Origin of the sequence: Pseudomonas extremorientalis, assembly GCF_001870465.1 — a bacterium.
GTDB classification, from domain to species: Bacteria; Pseudomonadota; Gammaproteobacteria; order Pseudomonadales; family Pseudomonadaceae; genus Aquipseudomonas; species Aquipseudomonas extremorientalis.
This window is the reverse complement of sequence record NZ_MDGK01000017.1, coordinates 148081-163567: the sequence shown is the minus strand read 5'-3', so window position 1 is coordinate 163567 and position 15487 is coordinate 148081. Positions and strand designations below refer to the sequence as shown.

13 protein-coding genes are annotated in these 15487 nt (G+C 61.0%); 4 read left to right on the top strand and 9 right to left on the bottom strand.

The genetic code is table 11. The features are described 5' to 3' along the window. Window positions 1-30: 30 nt before the first annotated feature. The 4 genes from guaA to BFN10_RS08220 all read right to left on the bottom strand — a co-directional run bounded on the left by guaA (window position 31) and on the right by BFN10_RS08220 (window position 4631). On the bottom strand, window positions 31-1608 hold the full coding sequence (gene guaA, locus BFN10_RS08235; protein WP_071489260.1) for a glutamine-hydrolyzing GMP synthase: 1578 nt from the start codon (window positions 1606-1608) through the stop codon (window positions 31-33). 80 nt (window positions 1609-1688) lie between these two features. Further along, window positions 1689-3158, bottom strand: a complete 1470-nt coding sequence (guaB, locus tag BFN10_RS08230; RefSeq protein ID WP_010207937.1) for an IMP dehydrogenase — start codon at window positions 3156-3158, stop codon at window positions 1689-1691. A 61-nt stretch (window positions 3159-3219) separates the two neighbouring features. Beyond that, complete coding sequence (locus BFN10_RS08225) at window positions 3220-3738, bottom strand: sugar ABC transporter ATPase (RefSeq protein WP_071489259.1); 519 nt, start codon at window positions 3736-3738, stop codon at window positions 3220-3222. Window positions 3739-3863: 125 nt separating this feature from the next. Next, complete coding sequence (locus BFN10_RS08220) at window positions 3864-4631, bottom strand: sulfite exporter TauE/SafE family protein (protein WP_071489258.1); 768 nt, start codon at window positions 4629-4631, stop codon at window positions 3864-3866. A 99-nt stretch (window positions 4632-4730) separates the two neighbouring features. On the opposite strand from BFN10_RS08220, the gene BFN10_RS08215 reads away from it, so the two are divergent. The 4 genes from BFN10_RS08215 (at window position 4731) to leuA (ending at window position 9840) form a co-directional block, all read left to right on the top strand. Further along, a complete protein-coding gene (locus BFN10_RS08215) occupies window positions 4731-5621 on the top strand; it encodes a LysR family transcriptional regulator (RefSeq protein WP_071489257.1) in 891 nt (296 codons plus the stop codon). 10 nt (window positions 5622-5631) lie between these two features. Further along, window positions 5632-7011 carry an exodeoxyribonuclease VII large subunit gene (gene xseA, locus BFN10_RS08210; RefSeq protein ID WP_071489256.1) on the top strand — a complete coding sequence of 460 codons (1380 nt, stop codon included), beginning with the start codon at window positions 5632-5634 and terminating at the stop codon, window positions 7009-7011. 3 nt (window positions 7012-7014) lie between these two features. Continuing rightward, a complete protein-coding gene (locus tag BFN10_RS08205; protein ID WP_071489255.1) occupies window positions 7015-7836 on the top strand; it encodes a M23 family metallopeptidase in 822 nt (273 codons plus the stop codon). A 324-nt stretch (window positions 7837-8160) separates the two neighbouring features. Beyond that, window positions 8161-9840: a 2-isopropylmalate synthase gene (gene leuA, locus BFN10_RS08200; protein ID WP_071489254.1), complete on the top strand. Its 1680-nt coding sequence runs from the start codon at window positions 8161-8163 to the stop codon at window positions 9838-9840. Between the two features lie 164 nt (window positions 9841-10004). Here leuA and BFN10_RS08195 read toward each other — a convergent pair whose 3' ends face one another. The 5 genes from BFN10_RS08195 to BFN10_RS08175 all read right to left on the bottom strand — a co-directional run bounded on the left by BFN10_RS08195 (window position 10005) and on the right by BFN10_RS08175 (window position 15450). Then, window positions 10005-10796 (bottom strand): amidohydrolase, encoded by a 792-nt coding sequence (locus BFN10_RS08195; protein ID WP_071489517.1) that lies wholly within the window; start codon window positions 10794-10796, stop codon window positions 10005-10007. After that, complete coding sequence (locus BFN10_RS08190; protein WP_071489253.1) at window positions 10784-11932, bottom strand: pyridoxal phosphate-dependent aminotransferase; 1149 nt, start codon at window positions 11930-11932, stop codon at window positions 10784-10786. The genes BFN10_RS08195 and BFN10_RS08190 overlap by 13 nt, the downstream gene beginning before the upstream one ends. Window positions 11933-12060: 128 nt before the next feature. Beyond that, window positions 12061-13530 carry a ribosome biogenesis GTPase Der gene (gene der, locus BFN10_RS08185; RefSeq protein ID WP_058423368.1) on the bottom strand — a complete coding sequence of 490 codons (1470 nt, stop codon included), beginning with the start codon at window positions 13528-13530 and terminating at the stop codon, window positions 12061-12063. Between the two features lie 134 nt (window positions 13531-13664). Further along, window positions 13665-14816 (bottom strand): outer membrane protein assembly factor BamB, encoded by a 1152-nt coding sequence (gene bamB / locus BFN10_RS08180; protein WP_071489252.1) that lies wholly within the window; start codon window positions 14814-14816, stop codon window positions 13665-13667. Beyond that, entirely contained in the window at window positions 14809-15450 is a 642-nt protein-coding gene (locus BFN10_RS08175) for a YfgM family protein (protein ID WP_032890712.1), read from the bottom strand. Before BFN10_RS08175 ends, bamB begins: the two co-directional genes overlap by 8 nt. Window positions 15451-15487 lie beyond the last annotated feature (37 nt).

Sequence of the window (15487 nt, the reverse complement as noted above, 5' to 3'; positions counted from 1 at the left end):
AAGCCGGTTTTTTCATGCAGCGCTGCGGGATCATTCCCACTCAATCGTCGCCGGCGGCTTGCTCGACACGTCATACGTCACGCGCGAGATGCCTTCGATCTCATTGATGATACGGCCGCTGACAGTCTCCAGCAGTTCGTACGGCAGGTGTGCCCAGCGGGCGGTCATGAAGTCGATGGTTTCCACCGCACGCAGGGCCACGACCCATGCGTAACGACGGCCGTCACCGACCACGCCAACCGATTTCACCGGCTGGAACACCACGAACGCCTGGCTGACTTTGTGGTACCAGTCGGCCTTGCGCAGTTCTTCGATGAAGATGTGGTCGGCGCGACGCAGCAGGTCGGCGTATTCCTTCTTCACTTCACCGAGGATCCGCACGCCCAGGCCCGGGCCCGGGAATGGGTGGCGGTAGACCATGTCGTACGGCAGGCCCAGTTCCAGGCCCAAGCGGCGGACTTCGTCCTTGAACAGTTCGCGCAGCGGTTCGACCAGCTTGAGGTTCATTTCCTCCGGCAGGCCACCCACGTTGTGGTGGGACTTGATCACGTGGGCCTTGCCGCTCTTGGCGCCGGCCGACTCGATCACGTCGGGGTAGATGGTGCCCTGGGCGAGGTACTTGATGTTGTCCAATTTGCTGGACTGGGCATCGAACACGTCGATGAAGGTGCGGCCGATGATCTTGCGCTTCTTCTCCGGGTCGGACTCGCCGGCCAGGTTATTCAAGAACTGTTCTTCAGCGTTGGCGCGGATCACCTTGACACCCATGTTCTCGGCGAACATGGCCATCACCTGCTCGCCTTCGTGCAGGCGCAGCAGGCCGTTGTCGACGAATACGCAAGTCAGCTGGTCGCCGATGGCTTTGTGCAGCAGGGCTGCGACCACGGAGGAGTCAACACCGCCGGACAGGCCGAGCAAGACGTTATCGGTGCCGACCTGGGCGCGAACCTGGGCGATGGCATCTTCAGCAATCTTGGACGGGGTCCACAGGGCCTCACACTCGCAGATGTCGAGGATGAAGCGCGACAGGATGCGCCCGCCTTGCTTGGTGTGGGTCACTTCCGGGTGGAACTGCACGCCGTAGTAGCGGCGCTCGTCGCTGAACATGCCTGCGATCGGGCAGCTCGGGGTGCTGGCCAGGATGTGGAAGTCCTGCGGCATTTTGGTGACCTTGTCACCATGGCTCATCCATACGTCGAGGCCGAACAGGCCGTCGGCGTCGACGTGGTCTTCGATGCCGTCCAGCAGGCGGCTCTTGCCGACCACGTCGACACGGGCATAACCGAATTCACGCAGCTCGGAACCTTCAACCTTGCCGCCCAGTTGCTCGGCCATGGTCTGCATGCCGTAGCAGATACCGAAGACCGGTACGCCCAGGTCGAATACCGCTTGCGGGCAACGCGGGCTGTTGGCTTCGTGCACGGACTCTGGGCCACCGGCGAGGATGACGCCTTTCGGTGCGAATTCGCGGATCGCTTCGTCATCCATGTCGAACGGATGCAGTTCGCAGTACACGCCGATTTCGCGCACGCGGCGGGCGATCAGCTGGGTGTACTGGGAACCGAAGTCGAGGATCAGGATGCGGTGGGCGTGAATGTCGAGGGCCATGAAGTCAGTCTCGTCTAATGAATCAGAAACAACTCGGGGCTGAAGAACAGCCCCGGTTACTTAACATTTTGCTGGAAGCCTCAACCTACGCGGTAGTTTGGCGCTTCCTTGGTGATCTGCACGTCGTGGACATGGGATTCAGCCATGCCGGCGCCGGTGATCCGTACGAACTCTGGCTTGGTGCGCATTTCTTCGATGTCGGCGCTGCCGGTGTAGCCCATCGAGGAACGCAGGCCGCCCATCAGTTGATGGATGATCGCGCTCAGGGTGCCCTTGTACGGCACACGGCCTTCGATGCCTTCCGGAACGAGCTTCTCGGCGCCTGCCGAGGAGTCCTGGAAGTAACGGTCGGAAGAACCTTGCGCCTGGGACATGGCGCCCAGCGAACCCATGCCACGGTAAGCCTTGTACGAACGGCCCTGGAACAGTTCGATCTCGCCTGGCGCTTCTTCGGTACCGGCGAACATCGAGCCCATCATCACGCAGGACGCACCGGCTACGATGGCCTTGGACAGGTCACCGGAGAAACGGATGCCGCCGTCGGCGATCAACGGAACGCCGGTGCCTTCAAGGGCTGCGGCGACGTTGGCGATGGCGCTGATTTGCGGCACGCCGACACCGGCGACGATACGGGTGGTGCAGATCGAGCCAGGGCCGATACCGACCTTGACCGCATCGGCGCCCGCTTCGGCCAGGGCCTTGGCGGCTGCGCCGGTGGCGATGTTGCCGCCGATCACCTGAACTTCAGGGAAGTTCTGCTTGACCCAACGCACGCGGTCGATCACGCCTTTGGAGTGGCCGTGGGCGGTGTCGACCACCACCACGTCAACGCCGGCAGCGACCAGGGCCGAAACACGGTCGCCGGTGTCTTTACCGGTGCCGACCGCCGCGCCAACGCGCAGACGACCTTGATCGTCCTTGCTGGCCAGCGGGTAAGCCTTGGCTTTTTCGATGTCGTTGACGGTCATCATGCCTTTGAGGGCGAATTTGTCGTCGACGATCAGCACGCGCTCGATGCGGTGCTTGTGCAGCAGCTCGCGCACATCGTTCTTGTCGGCGCCTTCCTTGACAGTGACCAGACGCTCTTTGGGCGTCATCACTTCACGGACGGTGACTTCAAGACGGTTCTCGAAACGTACGTCACGGGAAGTGACGATGCCGACCAGGTCGCCATCGTGCAGTACCGGAACGCCGGAGATGTTGTGCAGGCGGGTCAGGTCGAACAGGTCGCGCACGGTGGCGTCGGCTTCGATGGTGATCGGATCTTTCACCACGCCGGCTTCGTAACGCTTGACCTTGCGCACTTCGGCAGCCTGCTGCTCGATGGTCATGTTCTTGTGGATGATGCCGATGCCGCCTTCCTGAGCCATGGCGATGGCCAGACGGGCTTCGGTGACGGTGTCCATGGCAGCGGAAACCAGGGGAATATTCAGCTCGATGCCACGGGTTAGGCGGGTCTTGAGACTGACTTCGTTAGGAAGCACCTCGGAATAACCGGGCACTAGGAGAATGTCGTCGAATGTCAGAGCTTCTTGGCTGATACGCAGCATCGCGGGGGCTCCCGAGCGGGAAAATGGAAGCGCGCCATTATATACATGCACCCTGTCGGGCTCAATGTAAAACTCTGACAAACTTGGGAATACTGATAGAAGGGTACCCTGCCTCCGCCCAGTTGTTGAAGATAAATCCCAGGTTGGAAAACCCGCACTCCTGCAGGAACAGGAACCCGTTGATGTCGTCTTCATGCCCACACAGCGGGCAGGTGAAGTTGTCAGTGTGGCCGGGCATCCAGTCTTCCAGGCTTTCGAACAGCGCTTCGCCGACTTCCTTGCGGCATTGCGGGCAACCGGCTTCTTCGAGAAAGCCCTTGGCCGGCGTGTAGATGCAGCGCTTGTAGATGATCTCCAGGCCATTGATCGGCTCGTTGAACGGCAGTGCCTGCGGGTAAAGCACCACGGCGCGGGCGCCATCGGCCAGGGCGTAGCCCATGCGGTTGCCGGTGCGGCCACAGGTGGTCAGCTCTTCCTTGATGATGTTCTTGCGCACCAGCCAGCGCACGATCGCCCGGGCGCGGGGCTCGTGGACGGGCAAGGTGGAGATTTTCGGGACAAGGATGCTTTGGGAATTCATGGGAGTCCTGCGGTGTGGCGTCTGGCGTCATCGGGGGCAAGCCCCCTCTCACATTTTGGGGCGGGTGAGGGCTTGCCCCCGAAGAGGCCGTGAAGGCAGGCAGCTTAATCCCTGAAAAAAACAGGTCAAGTACTCAAATACCGCCCGATCAATGCGATACCGCTGGCCAGCACCAACCACGTCACCAACCGCACAAACGCCTCACGCGACATGCGCATCGTCAACCGGCGCCCACACCACAGCCCCATGGCCATCGCCGGCAACAGGCACAGCGCCAACATCAGCAGCGGCAGGTCCGCGTACACCCCGGCAATCAGGAACAGGCTCAAGCGCACCACCGTGCTGCAACTGATCAACGCACTCTGGGTGGCGCGCGCCGCGTCTTTGGGGAGACGGCTATTCAGATAGATCGCATAGAGAAAGCCGCCACTGCCAAACAACGCACCAAACAATCCGCCCACCGTGCCCATGGGTATTGACCACCCGGCAGCGAGCTGCGTCGGCCGCGCCTTCACCGCCAGGCTATAGATCGCATAGGCACTGATAAACAGGCCCATCAACAACAGCAACAGGTCCGAATGCAGGTTGAGCAAAAACACCACGCCAAGTGTGCAGCCAATCGCCATGCACGGCAGCAAGCGCAGCAGCTCCGGCTTGTTCACATCGCGCCGCGACTGCAGCAGGTTGCCAAACGCCGCGACAAAATCCAGCAGCACCAACAGAGGGATGATCTTCGACAACGGCATGAACAGGATCAGCAGCGGCCCCGCCACCAACGCGGTGCCAAATCCCGCGATACCGAACACGATATAGGCCACGACGATGCCCAGGCCGATCACCAGCCAATCCATCCCGCCAAACGACCACTGACTCATCAGCTCAACCGGGCTCATGGGGTATTCCTTGCAAGAGATGGCCATCACTTTAGCCATCGGTGAGGGATGCGACTAATATCTTCGAAACCCTCTACCTATCTCGAAAAGGCATGACGCGTGATATCCACCCGCCAACTGCGGTACTTCGTCGAAATCGCCGACAGCGGCAGCTTCAGTGCCGCCGCCGAGCGCCTGTTTGTGGCGCAGTCAGCCTTGAGCCGACAGATCAAGGAACTGGAGACCCAGCTGAAAACCCCGTTGTTCGAACGCACCGCACGTCAACCGCGGCTTACGGCCGCGGGTGAGGCCTTCTATCCGCGTGCCCGCAACCTGCTGAGTGAACTACTCAAGGCCAGCGAACTGGCGACCCAAGTGGGCAATGGCGAACTGGGCACGCTGCGACTGAGCCATTCGAGCACTGTGCCGATGAGCGGCCCTTTGCTGCAGGGCATCAGCGCTTGGCTGGAACGCTGCCCTGGGGTGTCGATGGATATCGTCAAACTGTCCTCCGAAGCGCAGCTGGAAGAAATCGCCGACGGTCACCTTGAGGTGGGCGTGCTGCGCTTGCCGGTACTGCGCCAGCGCGAGGGGGTTCGGGTGCTACCTTTGTATAACGAGCAACTGTTGCTGGCCGTACCGCCCAACCATGCGTTAGCGCGTAGTCAGGCGCCCATCGAGCTAGGGCAATTGAAGGACGAAGCGTTTATTTCAATACCCCATCCCCAGCGCGGCGGCTTGAGCTATCTGTCAGCCGAGTTGTGCATGCGTGCCGGATTTTTCCCCAAGGCCGCGCGAGTGATGTCGCGCAAGACCACCCAGCTGCAACTGATCCAGGCGGGCTTCGGTATTGCCTTGTTACCAAAATCCATGCAGGACATCGCCCCCGCCAACGTGCACTTTTTGCCCCTGGCCGACCCGGACTGCCTCAGCACCGTGGCGTTGGCCTGCGCACAGGCGCCGAACGCGCTGGTGGAGCAATTCTGCCAAACCTTGCACGAATGCCTATAAACTGCCGCCCATGATTAAAGATCCTTTTACCCGTCTGGGCCTGGACCGCGAAGTCCTGACTGTCAGCCAGCTCAACGGCCGTGCGCGGGTGTTGCTGGAAGACGTGTTCACCAATATCTGGGTCGAAGGCGAGATCTCCAACCTCGCCCGTCCGGCTTCCGGTCATGTGTATTTCACCCTCAAGGACAGCGGCGCCCAGGTGCGTTGCGCGTTGTTTCGCAACAACGCTGCGCGGGTGCGCCAGGCGCTGAAGGATGGCCTGGCGGTGAAAGTGCGCGGCAAGGTGTCGCTGTTCGAGGGACGGGGCGATTACCAACTGATCCTCGATACCGTGGAGCCGGCCGGTGATGGGGCGTTGCGCCTGGCGTTCGATGCGCTGAAGGAAAAGCTCAGCGCCGAAGGCCTGTTCAGTGCCGAACGCAAGGTGCCGCTGCCGGCGCACCCTCGACGCATCGGCATTATCAGCTCGCCGACCGGCGCGGTGATCCGCGACATCATCAGTGTGTTCCGTCGCCGTGCGCCCAATATTGAACTGACCCTGATCCCCACCGCCGTGCAAGGCCGCGAAGCGATCCCGCAGATTGTGCGCGCGTTGAAACTCGCGGATGCCCGTGGCTTCGATGCGCTGATCCTGGCCCGTGGCGGCGGCTCGCTGGAAGACCTCTGGTGCTTCAACGAGGAAGCCGTGGCCCGTGCAGTGGACGCCTGCGTCACACCGATCGTCAGCGCCGTCGGGCATGAGACCGATGTGTCGATCAGCGACTTCGTGGCAGACGTGCGCGCTCCTACGCCCTCCGCCGCAGCCGAACTGCTCGCGCCAGACGCCAGCCACCTGGTGCGCCAGGTCGAAAACCTGCACCGCCGCCTGGTGCTGCTGATGCGCAATCGCCTGAGCCACGACCGCCTGCGCCTGGAAGGCATGGCCCGGCGCCTGCGTCACCCCGGCGAACGCCTGCGCCAGCAAGCCCAGCGCCTGGACGACCTTGACATGCGCCTGCGCCGCGCCTTCGAGCGCAACCTCAATACCCGCCGTGAACGCCTGATCCGCCTGGAAACGCGCCTTGCCGGCCAACACCCGGGTCGCCAACTGGCACTGCTGCGCCAGCGCCTGGACAGCCTCGCCGAACGCCTGCCCCGCGCCATGCGCGAAGGCCTCAAGGCGCGGCGCCTGCAACTGCAAAGCCAGATGCAGACGCTGCATGTGGTCAGCCCGTTGGCGACACTGGGTCGTGGCTACAGCATCCTCCTGGATGAGCGCGGCCAGGCCATTCGCAATGCCGCGCAGACCCACACCGGCCAGCGCCTGACCGCGCGCCTCGGTGAGGGCCAATTGCAGGTGCGGGTGGAAGACAACCACCTGACACCCGTCACCCTTTCGTTATTGGATTGATCGATGCCACGTCTCTTCAGTGTGTTGATGCTGCTGTGCCTTGCCTTTAACGCGCAGGCCGACAGCTACATTTCCCGCACCCTCAACAAGCCAGTGCCTGGCGGGGTTGCCGTGGTCGAACTCGGTCCTTCCGCTGCCGCGCCCAAAGCCACGTACCAGGGCAAGCCGGTACTGGTGGTGAAAGAAGCGGACACCTGGCTGGCGATTGTCGGTATTCCGTTGACGGTCAAGCCTGGCAATGAGCGCATCAGCAGCGGCGGGCGCAACCTGCCGTTTATCGTCGGCTACAAAAAGTACCCGGAACAGCGCATCACCCTGAAAAACAAAAGCCAGGTAAACCCTGACCCGGCGCAGCTCAAGCGCATCGAAGGCGAATTGGCAGTGCAGCTCAAGGCCTACCGCAGTTTCAGCCCTAACCTGCCGAGCAACCTGGTGCTGGACAAACCGGTGAACGGGCCGCTGTCGAGCAAGTTTGGCGTGCGGCGGTTCTTCAACGGTGAAGAGCGCAATCCCCATTCGGGTCTGGACTTTGCCGTGCCGGCCGGTACGCCGATCAAAACGCCGGCCAATGGCAAAGTGATTCTGGTGGGCAACTACTTCTTCAACGGCAACACCGTGTTCGTCGACCATGGCCAGGGCTTTATCAGCATGTTCTGCCACATGTCGAAGATCGACGTGAAAGTGGGCGATCAGCTCACACGCGGCGCAGTGGTGGGCAAGGTCGGCTCGACTGGTCGGGCGACCGGGCCGCACATGCATTGGAACGTCAGCCTGAATGATGCGCGGGTTGATCCGGCGATCTTTATCGGCGCGTTCCAACCCTGAAAGGCTCGATTGCGCACTCGATAACGGGCGCGCAATTAAATCCAGCCGCCAGACCATCTTCAGGCAAAAAATATCGTTTTACAGGTCAATAACAGAAGTTCTCTCAATTTTTAGCGACTGCTTGCCATCTTTCACCCCGGCAGTTAGGGTTGAGCCTATGAAAACCTCTCACACCCTCATTCAGCTCCGCCAGCACCGCAGCCTGTGCCTCGTCAGCGCACGACTGCCAGGCTGAATCGATCTGCCTCGTCTTTACGTTTTATCCCTAAAAACAGTTCTACGGCAGGCCGCCTTTTCTCGGCCCCTACAACAAAGGATTTCCCGATGAGCATGCTCAAAGACCCGTCTTCGAAGTACCGCGCGTTCCCGACCATCGATATCCCGGACCGCACCTGGCCATCGAAGACCATCACCGAAGCGCCGATCTGGTGCAGCTCCGACCTGCGTGATGGCAATCAGTCGCTGATCGAGCCGATGGACGCAGTGAAAAAGCTGCGTTTCTGGAAGACCCTGGTCGCCGTCGGCGTGAAAGAAATCGAAGCCTCGTTCCCCGCTGCCTCGCAAACCGACTTCGACTTCGTGCGCACCCTGATCGAAGACGGCCACATCCCCGAGGACACCACCATTCAGGTGCTGACCCAGGGCCGTGAAGACTTGATCGCACGTACCTTCGAATCCCTGCGCGGTGCCAAGAAGGCCATCGTGCACCTGTACAACGCCACGTCGCCGTCCTTCCGCCGCATCGTGTTCAACCAGGACAAGGAAGGCATCAAGGCCATCGCGGTCAACGCGGCCAAGCTGTTCGTCAAATACGCCGCCCAGCAGCCGGAAACCCAGTGGACCTTCGAATACTCCCCGGAGACTTTCAGTGCCACCGAGCTGGAATTCGCCAAGGAAGTCTGTGACGCGGTGATCGAGGTGTGGAACCCGACGCCTGAGCACAAAATGATCCTCAACCTGCCGGCCACCGTGGAGTGCGCCACGCCGAACATCTATGCCGACCAGATCGAGTGGTTCGGTCGCCATATCAACCGTCGGGACAGCGTGATCATCAGCCTGCACACCCACAACGACCGTGGCACCGGCGTAGCGGCTACCGAGTTGGGCCTGATGGCCGGCGCCGACCGTGTCGAAGGCTGCCTGTTCGGCAACGGCGAGCGTACCGGCAACGTCGACCTGGTCACCGTAGCACTGAACATGTACACCCAGGGCCTCGACCCGCAGCTGGACTTCTCCGACATCGACGGCGTGCGCAAAGTCGTCGAAGAGTGCAACCAGATTCAGGTTCACCCACGTCACCCGTACGTCGGCGACCTGGTGCACACCGCGTTCTCCGGCTCTCACCAGGACGCGATCCGCAAGGGCTTCGCCCAGCAGAAAGACGATGCGCTGTGGGAAGTGCCGTACCTGCCGATCGACCCGGCCGACATCGGTCGCAGCTACGAGGCTGTGATTCGCGTGAACAGCCAGTCGGGCAAAGGCGGCATCGCCTACCTGCTGGAACAGGAATACGACATCAGCTTGCCACGTCGCATGCAGATCGAATTCAGCCAAGTGGTACAGGCCGAAACCGACCGCGTGGGCCTTGAGATGACTGCACCGCAGATCTACGCCTTGCTGCAGCGCGAATACCTGCAAGCCAACACCCCGTATGCGCTGGTCAGCCATCGCCTGCAGGAAGAAAACGGCAACAGCTTTGTCGAGGTGGAAGTCTCGGGCAAGGGCCAGGGCGAAACCAACCTGCACTGGAAAGGCAAAGGCAACGGCGCCCTGGAAGCGTTGGTGGCCGGCTTGCCGATTGGCGTGGAGATCATGGACTACAACGAACATGCGATCGGTGCGGGCACCAACGCCAAGGCGGCGGCCTACATCGAACTGCGTGTGAACGGTGAGCGTCCGGTACATGGCGTGGGCATTGATGAAAACATCACCACGGCCAGTTTCAAGGCGCTGTTCAGCGCGCTGAACCGTTCGTTGAGCCAGTTGGCAGCGAAGGCGGCATAAGCCGTCTGCTTAAAATGTGAAAGGCCCCTGGATATGAGTCCTGGGGCCTTTTTTTTGGTTTTTTGTGGTCTGTGAGGGCCTCATCGGGGGCAAGCCCCCTCCCACACTTTAATTTGTGAATACATTCAAAATGTGGGAGGGGGCTTGCCCCCGATAGCGGTCTGTCAGACAAACTGGAAAGTATCGGCATCCAGGTTCGCCGGAAACCGCGTGCGGTACGCCGCCAGCTCTGCTGCATCCAGATTGACCTGGAACACCCCATCCGCCTCCCCCGCACTCAGCAGGGTCTCGCCCTGGAAGTCCAACACCTGGCTGTCCCCGGTGTAGGCAAAGCCCTTCCCATCCGTGCCCACCCGATTCACCGCCGCCACATAGCACAGGTTTTCAATCGCCCGCGCCGGCAGCAGTCGGTTCCAGTGCGAGCGCCGCGCCCCCGGCCAGTTGGCGGTGTACAGCAGCAGGTCGGTGTCCTGGGCATCACGGCTCCACACCGGGAAACGCAGGTCGTAGCAAATCAACGGGCGAATACGCCAACCTTTCACTTCGAACTGCACCTGGCGCTCACCGGGGGTGTAGTGGTTGTGCTCGCCGGCCATGCGGAACAGGTGGCGCTTGTCGTAATGCAACACCTCGCCATCCGGCCGTGCCCACAGCAGGCGGTTGCGGTGGCTGCCGTCGGCAGCCTGGATGATCACGCTACCGGTGATGACGGCGTTGTACTTCGCGGCCTGGGCCTGTAGCCAACGGTGGGTCGGGCCGTTCTCGGGTTCGGCGAGGGTCGCGGATTCCATGGAGAAACCGGTGGTGAACATCTCCGGTAATACGATCAGGTCGGCACCTTGCGCCTGTTCCAACAATAACTCGAAGTGCTCAAGGTTCGCTTGGCGGTCGTGCCAGGCCAGGCTGGTCTGGACCAGGGCGATGTTCAGGTTCGGCAGTGCACTCAGATCACGCATAGTTTTTCAGCCGCTTGTTGCAGCGTTTCCTCGCGTTTGGCAAAGCACAGGCGCACCAGGCGCTGGCCTTGGGGTGGGGTCTGGTAGAACACCGAGACCGGAATCGTCGCCACGCCATGCTCGCGGGTCATCCACAGTGACATGGCGACGTCATCCAGGTCCGGGCGGATCTGTGAGTAATCCACCAGTTGGAAGTAGGTGCCGGTCACTGGGGTAAAGCTGAAGCGCGATGGCGCCAGCAGGTCGCAGAACAGATCGCGCTTGGCCTGATAGAACGCTGGCAACTCGTCGACATGCTCCGGGTGTTCCGCCATGAAATCGGCCAATGCGTACTGCAGCGGGGTTACACCACAGAAATTGACGTATTGATGCACCTTGCGCAGTTCCGCGGTGAGGGCCGGCGGCGCGACGACGTAGCCGGTTTTCCAACCGGTGACGTGGTAAGTCTTGCCGAAGGAACTGACCACGAACGCACGCTGATACAGCTCATCGTGGGCCAGCACACTGACGTGGGGCACACCGTCAAATACCAGGTGCTCGTAGACTTCATCGCTGACCAGGTAGATGTCACGGTCGCGGATCAGTTCGGCCAACTGGTCCAGTTCGGCGCGGCTGATCAGCGCGCCGGTCGGGTTGTGTGGGGAATTGAGGACGATCATGCGCGTACGCGGTGACAGCGCCGCCTCGATCTTCTCGAAGTCCAGCGCGAAGCCACCCAGGCTCAGTTGCACATGCACGCAACGGCCGCCGGCCAGCTCCACCGAGGGCTCGTAGCTGTCGTAGCTGGGGTCGAACACGATGACTTCATCGCCCTGACGAATCACCGCCTGGATCGCGCAGAAGATCGCCTCGGTGGCGCCTGGAGTGATGGTCACTTCAGTGTCCGCATTGACCGTGGCGCCATAGCTACGGGCGATCTTGGCGGCTACCTGCTGGCGCAGCACCGGCAAGCCGGTCATGGGCGCGTATTGGTTGTGCCCGAGAGCGATATGCTTGCCCACCGCATCGAGCAGACCCTGGGGGCCATTGAAGTCCGGAAAGCCCTGGGACAAGTTCAGCGCACCGGTTTCGGCAGCGAGTTGCGACATGGTGGTGAAAATGGTCGTGCCGACATTCGGCAGCTTGCTGGTGATCATGGGAGCCCCCTTCGGGTGAGCTACAAGTTTTAAGCTGCAAGCCGCAAGCAGGTCAAGGGGCAAACCACCAGGCACAAAAAAGGGCTCCAAAGGAGCCCTCTCTTGCAGCTAACAACTTGAAGCTGTCGTTACTTCTTATCGCGGCGCTTCTTGTCGGCCTTCTTGTGGTGAGTCATCAAACGACGCTTCTTGTTCACCTGACGATCAGTCAGTGTGTTCTTGTTGCCTTCGTATGGGTTCTCGCCACCCTTGAACTCGATACGGATCGGCGTACCGACCAGTTTCAAGACACGGCGGTAGGTGTTTTCCAGGTAACGCACATAGGACTTCGGCACCTTCTCGATCTGGTTACCGTGAATCACGATAATCGGCGGGTTGGCACCACCCAAGTGGGCGTAACGCAATTTGATCCGGCGGTTGTTAACCATCGGCGGCGCGTGCTCGCCAACCGCATCTTCCAGGATCTGGGTGAGGCGGTTGGTCGGCCAGCGGGTCACTGCAGACTTGAACGAGTTCTGCACGGAAGCGTACAGGTTGCCCACGCCGGTGCCGTGCAGTGCCGAGATGAAGTGGATGTCGGCGAACTCGACGAAGAACAGACGACGTTGCAGCTCGACCTTGACGAAGTCGCGCTCGCTCGGCGTCATGCCGTCCCACTTGTTGATCGCGATCACCAGGGCACGACCGGCCTCCAGGGCAAAGCCCAGCAGGTTGAGGTCGTGGTCCACCACACCCTCGCGGGCGTCCATCACGAAGATCACCACGTTGGCGTCTTTGATCGCCTGCAGGGTTTTGACCACCGAGAACTTTTCGACTTCCTCGTGGATCTTGCCGCGCTTGCGCACACCGGCGGTATCGATCAGCGTGTACTTTTCCTCGTTACGTTCGAACGGGATGTAGATGCTGTCGCGGGTGGTGCCGGGCTGGTCATAGACGATGACCCGGTCTTCACCGAGCATGCGGTTGACCAGGGTCGACTTGCCGACGTTGGGACGACCGATGATAGCGATCTTGATACCGTCTTTTTCGCTCGGGCCAGGAATGCGCTTGGCTTCCTCACCTTCGGCAACGATTTCCTCTTCGCCCTCTTCCTCCTCGACGTCATCCTTGGGGAAATCGCGCAGGGCAATTTCCAGCATCTGGGTGATACCACGACCGTGGGCACCTGCGACCGGGATCGCATCGCCCAGGCCCATCGGGCTGAATTCGGCACGGGCAGCTTCAGGATCGATGTTGTCGATCTTGTTCGCGACCAGATAGGAACGCTTGTTGCGCTTGCGCAGGTGCTCGCCAATCATCTGGTCGGCAGCGGTGTAGCCCGCACGGGCGTCCACCAGGAACAACACGACATCGGCTTCTTCAATGGCCAGCAGCGACTGCTCGGCCATCTTTTCGTCCATGCCATGCTCGTCACCGGAGATACCACCGGTGTCGACGATAATGTAGGAGCGCCCTTGCCACTTTGCCTCACCGTATTGGCGATCACGGGTCAGACCGGACAAGTCGCCGACGATGGCGTCGCGAGTCCTGGTCAGGCGGTTGAACAAGGTGGACTTGCCGACGTTAGGTCGGCCCACCAGGGCGATTACGGGAACCATGCGGCTCTCCACTTCGTTATTTCAGAAAATACAAAAGCCGCTGCAGGGCAGCGGCTGGTGCTCGGGGCAGCATAATCAAATGCCGCATGCCCCGCCTGAGCGGGGCCGCCTGGGTATTACCCCAAGCATAGTTCTTACTTGATGGTCAGGGCTTCCAGCTTGCCGCTGTTGCCATACACATAAAGCATGTTACCCACCACCAGCGGACGCGCACGCAGGCCGTCGCTGTCGATACGCTCGCGACCGACGAAACGACCGTCCACCTGGCTCAACAGGTGCAGGTAGCCTTCGAAGTCGCCGACCGCGACATAACTGGAGAACACTTCCGGTGCCGACAACTGGCGGCGCGCCAGGGAATCGTTGCTCCACAGTGCCGTGGTGGAACGCTCGTCGACACTTTCAACGGTGCCGGACGCCAGGCTGACGTAGACGCTGCCAAACCCTTGGGCGACACCGGCGTAGCTGGAAGCATCACGCTGCCAGTTGACGCGGCCGCTCTGCAGGTCCAGTGCCGCAACACGGCCCTGGTAAGTGGCGACGTAGAGGGTTTCACCCGACAGCAGCAGGCCGCCATCGATGTCCACCACGCGGTCCAGTTCGGAACGACCTTGCGGGATGGCCACACGGGTTTCCCAGGCCGGCACGCCGTTCTGGGTATCCAGGGCGACCACTTTACCGGTCGACAGGCCTGCAACGGCCAGATTGTTGGTCACAATCGGACCGCTGGTACCACGCAACGTCAGCACCGCCGGGGTGCTGTCGTACAACCAACGCTGTTCGCCGGTGCTGGCGTCGAGGCCGATCACACGGTCGTCCTGGGTTTGCACTACGACGATATCGCCGTTGGTGGCAGGCGGTGCGAGCACTTCACTGGTCACGCGAGCGCGCCATTTCTCTTCACCGGTGCTGGAATCCAACGCCACGACTTCGCCCTTGAGCGTGCCGAGCAAGACCATGCCGTAACCTACGCCTACGGCGCCGGATACCGGAATTTCGAGGTCTTTCTTCCACTTCACGTCGCCGTTCATGCGATCCATGGAAATGACGACGCCGGTCACGTCGGCGGCGACGATATTTTCACCGTCGATAGCCGGTACCAGCATGTTGTAGGTTTCACCCTGGCCGTCACCGATGGAGCGGCTCCACTGCTTTTGCAGGACCACTTCTTCCTTGAAGCTGGTCAGCTCCGCAGGCGGCAGTTCTTTTTTACTGTTGCTGCTGCAACCCGCGGCCAGAATGGCCAGAGCCAGCAATGCTGCATGTTTCCAACGGATCACGTCACGCATCCCCTTTGGCCAAGTCGTCCAGCTTGATTTGTAAGCCACCGACCGCCGCTTCATCAGACAGCGCCGCCTTGGCTTTCTTGTACGCAGCATTGGCTTCGTCGGTACGACCCAATTGGACCAAGAGGTCGCCCTTGAGCTCTTCGCGAGTGGCTACAAATGCCTTGTCAGCATCGCCGTCGAGCAGTTTGAGTGCTTCGTCAGCCTTGTTCTGTGCCGCCAGTACCTGGGCCAGGCGCTGACGTGCGATTTCACCCAGGGTCGGGTTGGTCGGCTTGTCGGCGATGGCCTTCAACTCAGCGGCGGCGTCGTCCAGCTTGCCGGTGTCGACCGCGACCTTCGCGACGAACAGGCTGCCGTATTGGGCGTAGGTGCTACCGCCGAATTCGTTCTTCAGCTTACCGGCCAGGTCTGCAACCTGCGCAGGATCGGGCTTGCCGTCCGGCGTCAGGGTGGTTTCCAGCAATTGCTGATAGAGGATCGAGGCGCCTTGGGACTGGTTGGCCTGATACTTGGTCCAGGCCTGCCAGCCGAACACCACCACTAAAGCCAGCAGACCGCCAGTAACCAAGGGCTTGCCGTTGCGCTGCCACCAGTCCTTGAACTCGGCCAGTTGCTCATCATCAGTACTCGACACCCCAATACTCCTTAATCGCTAAATTCGGCTGTTCGAC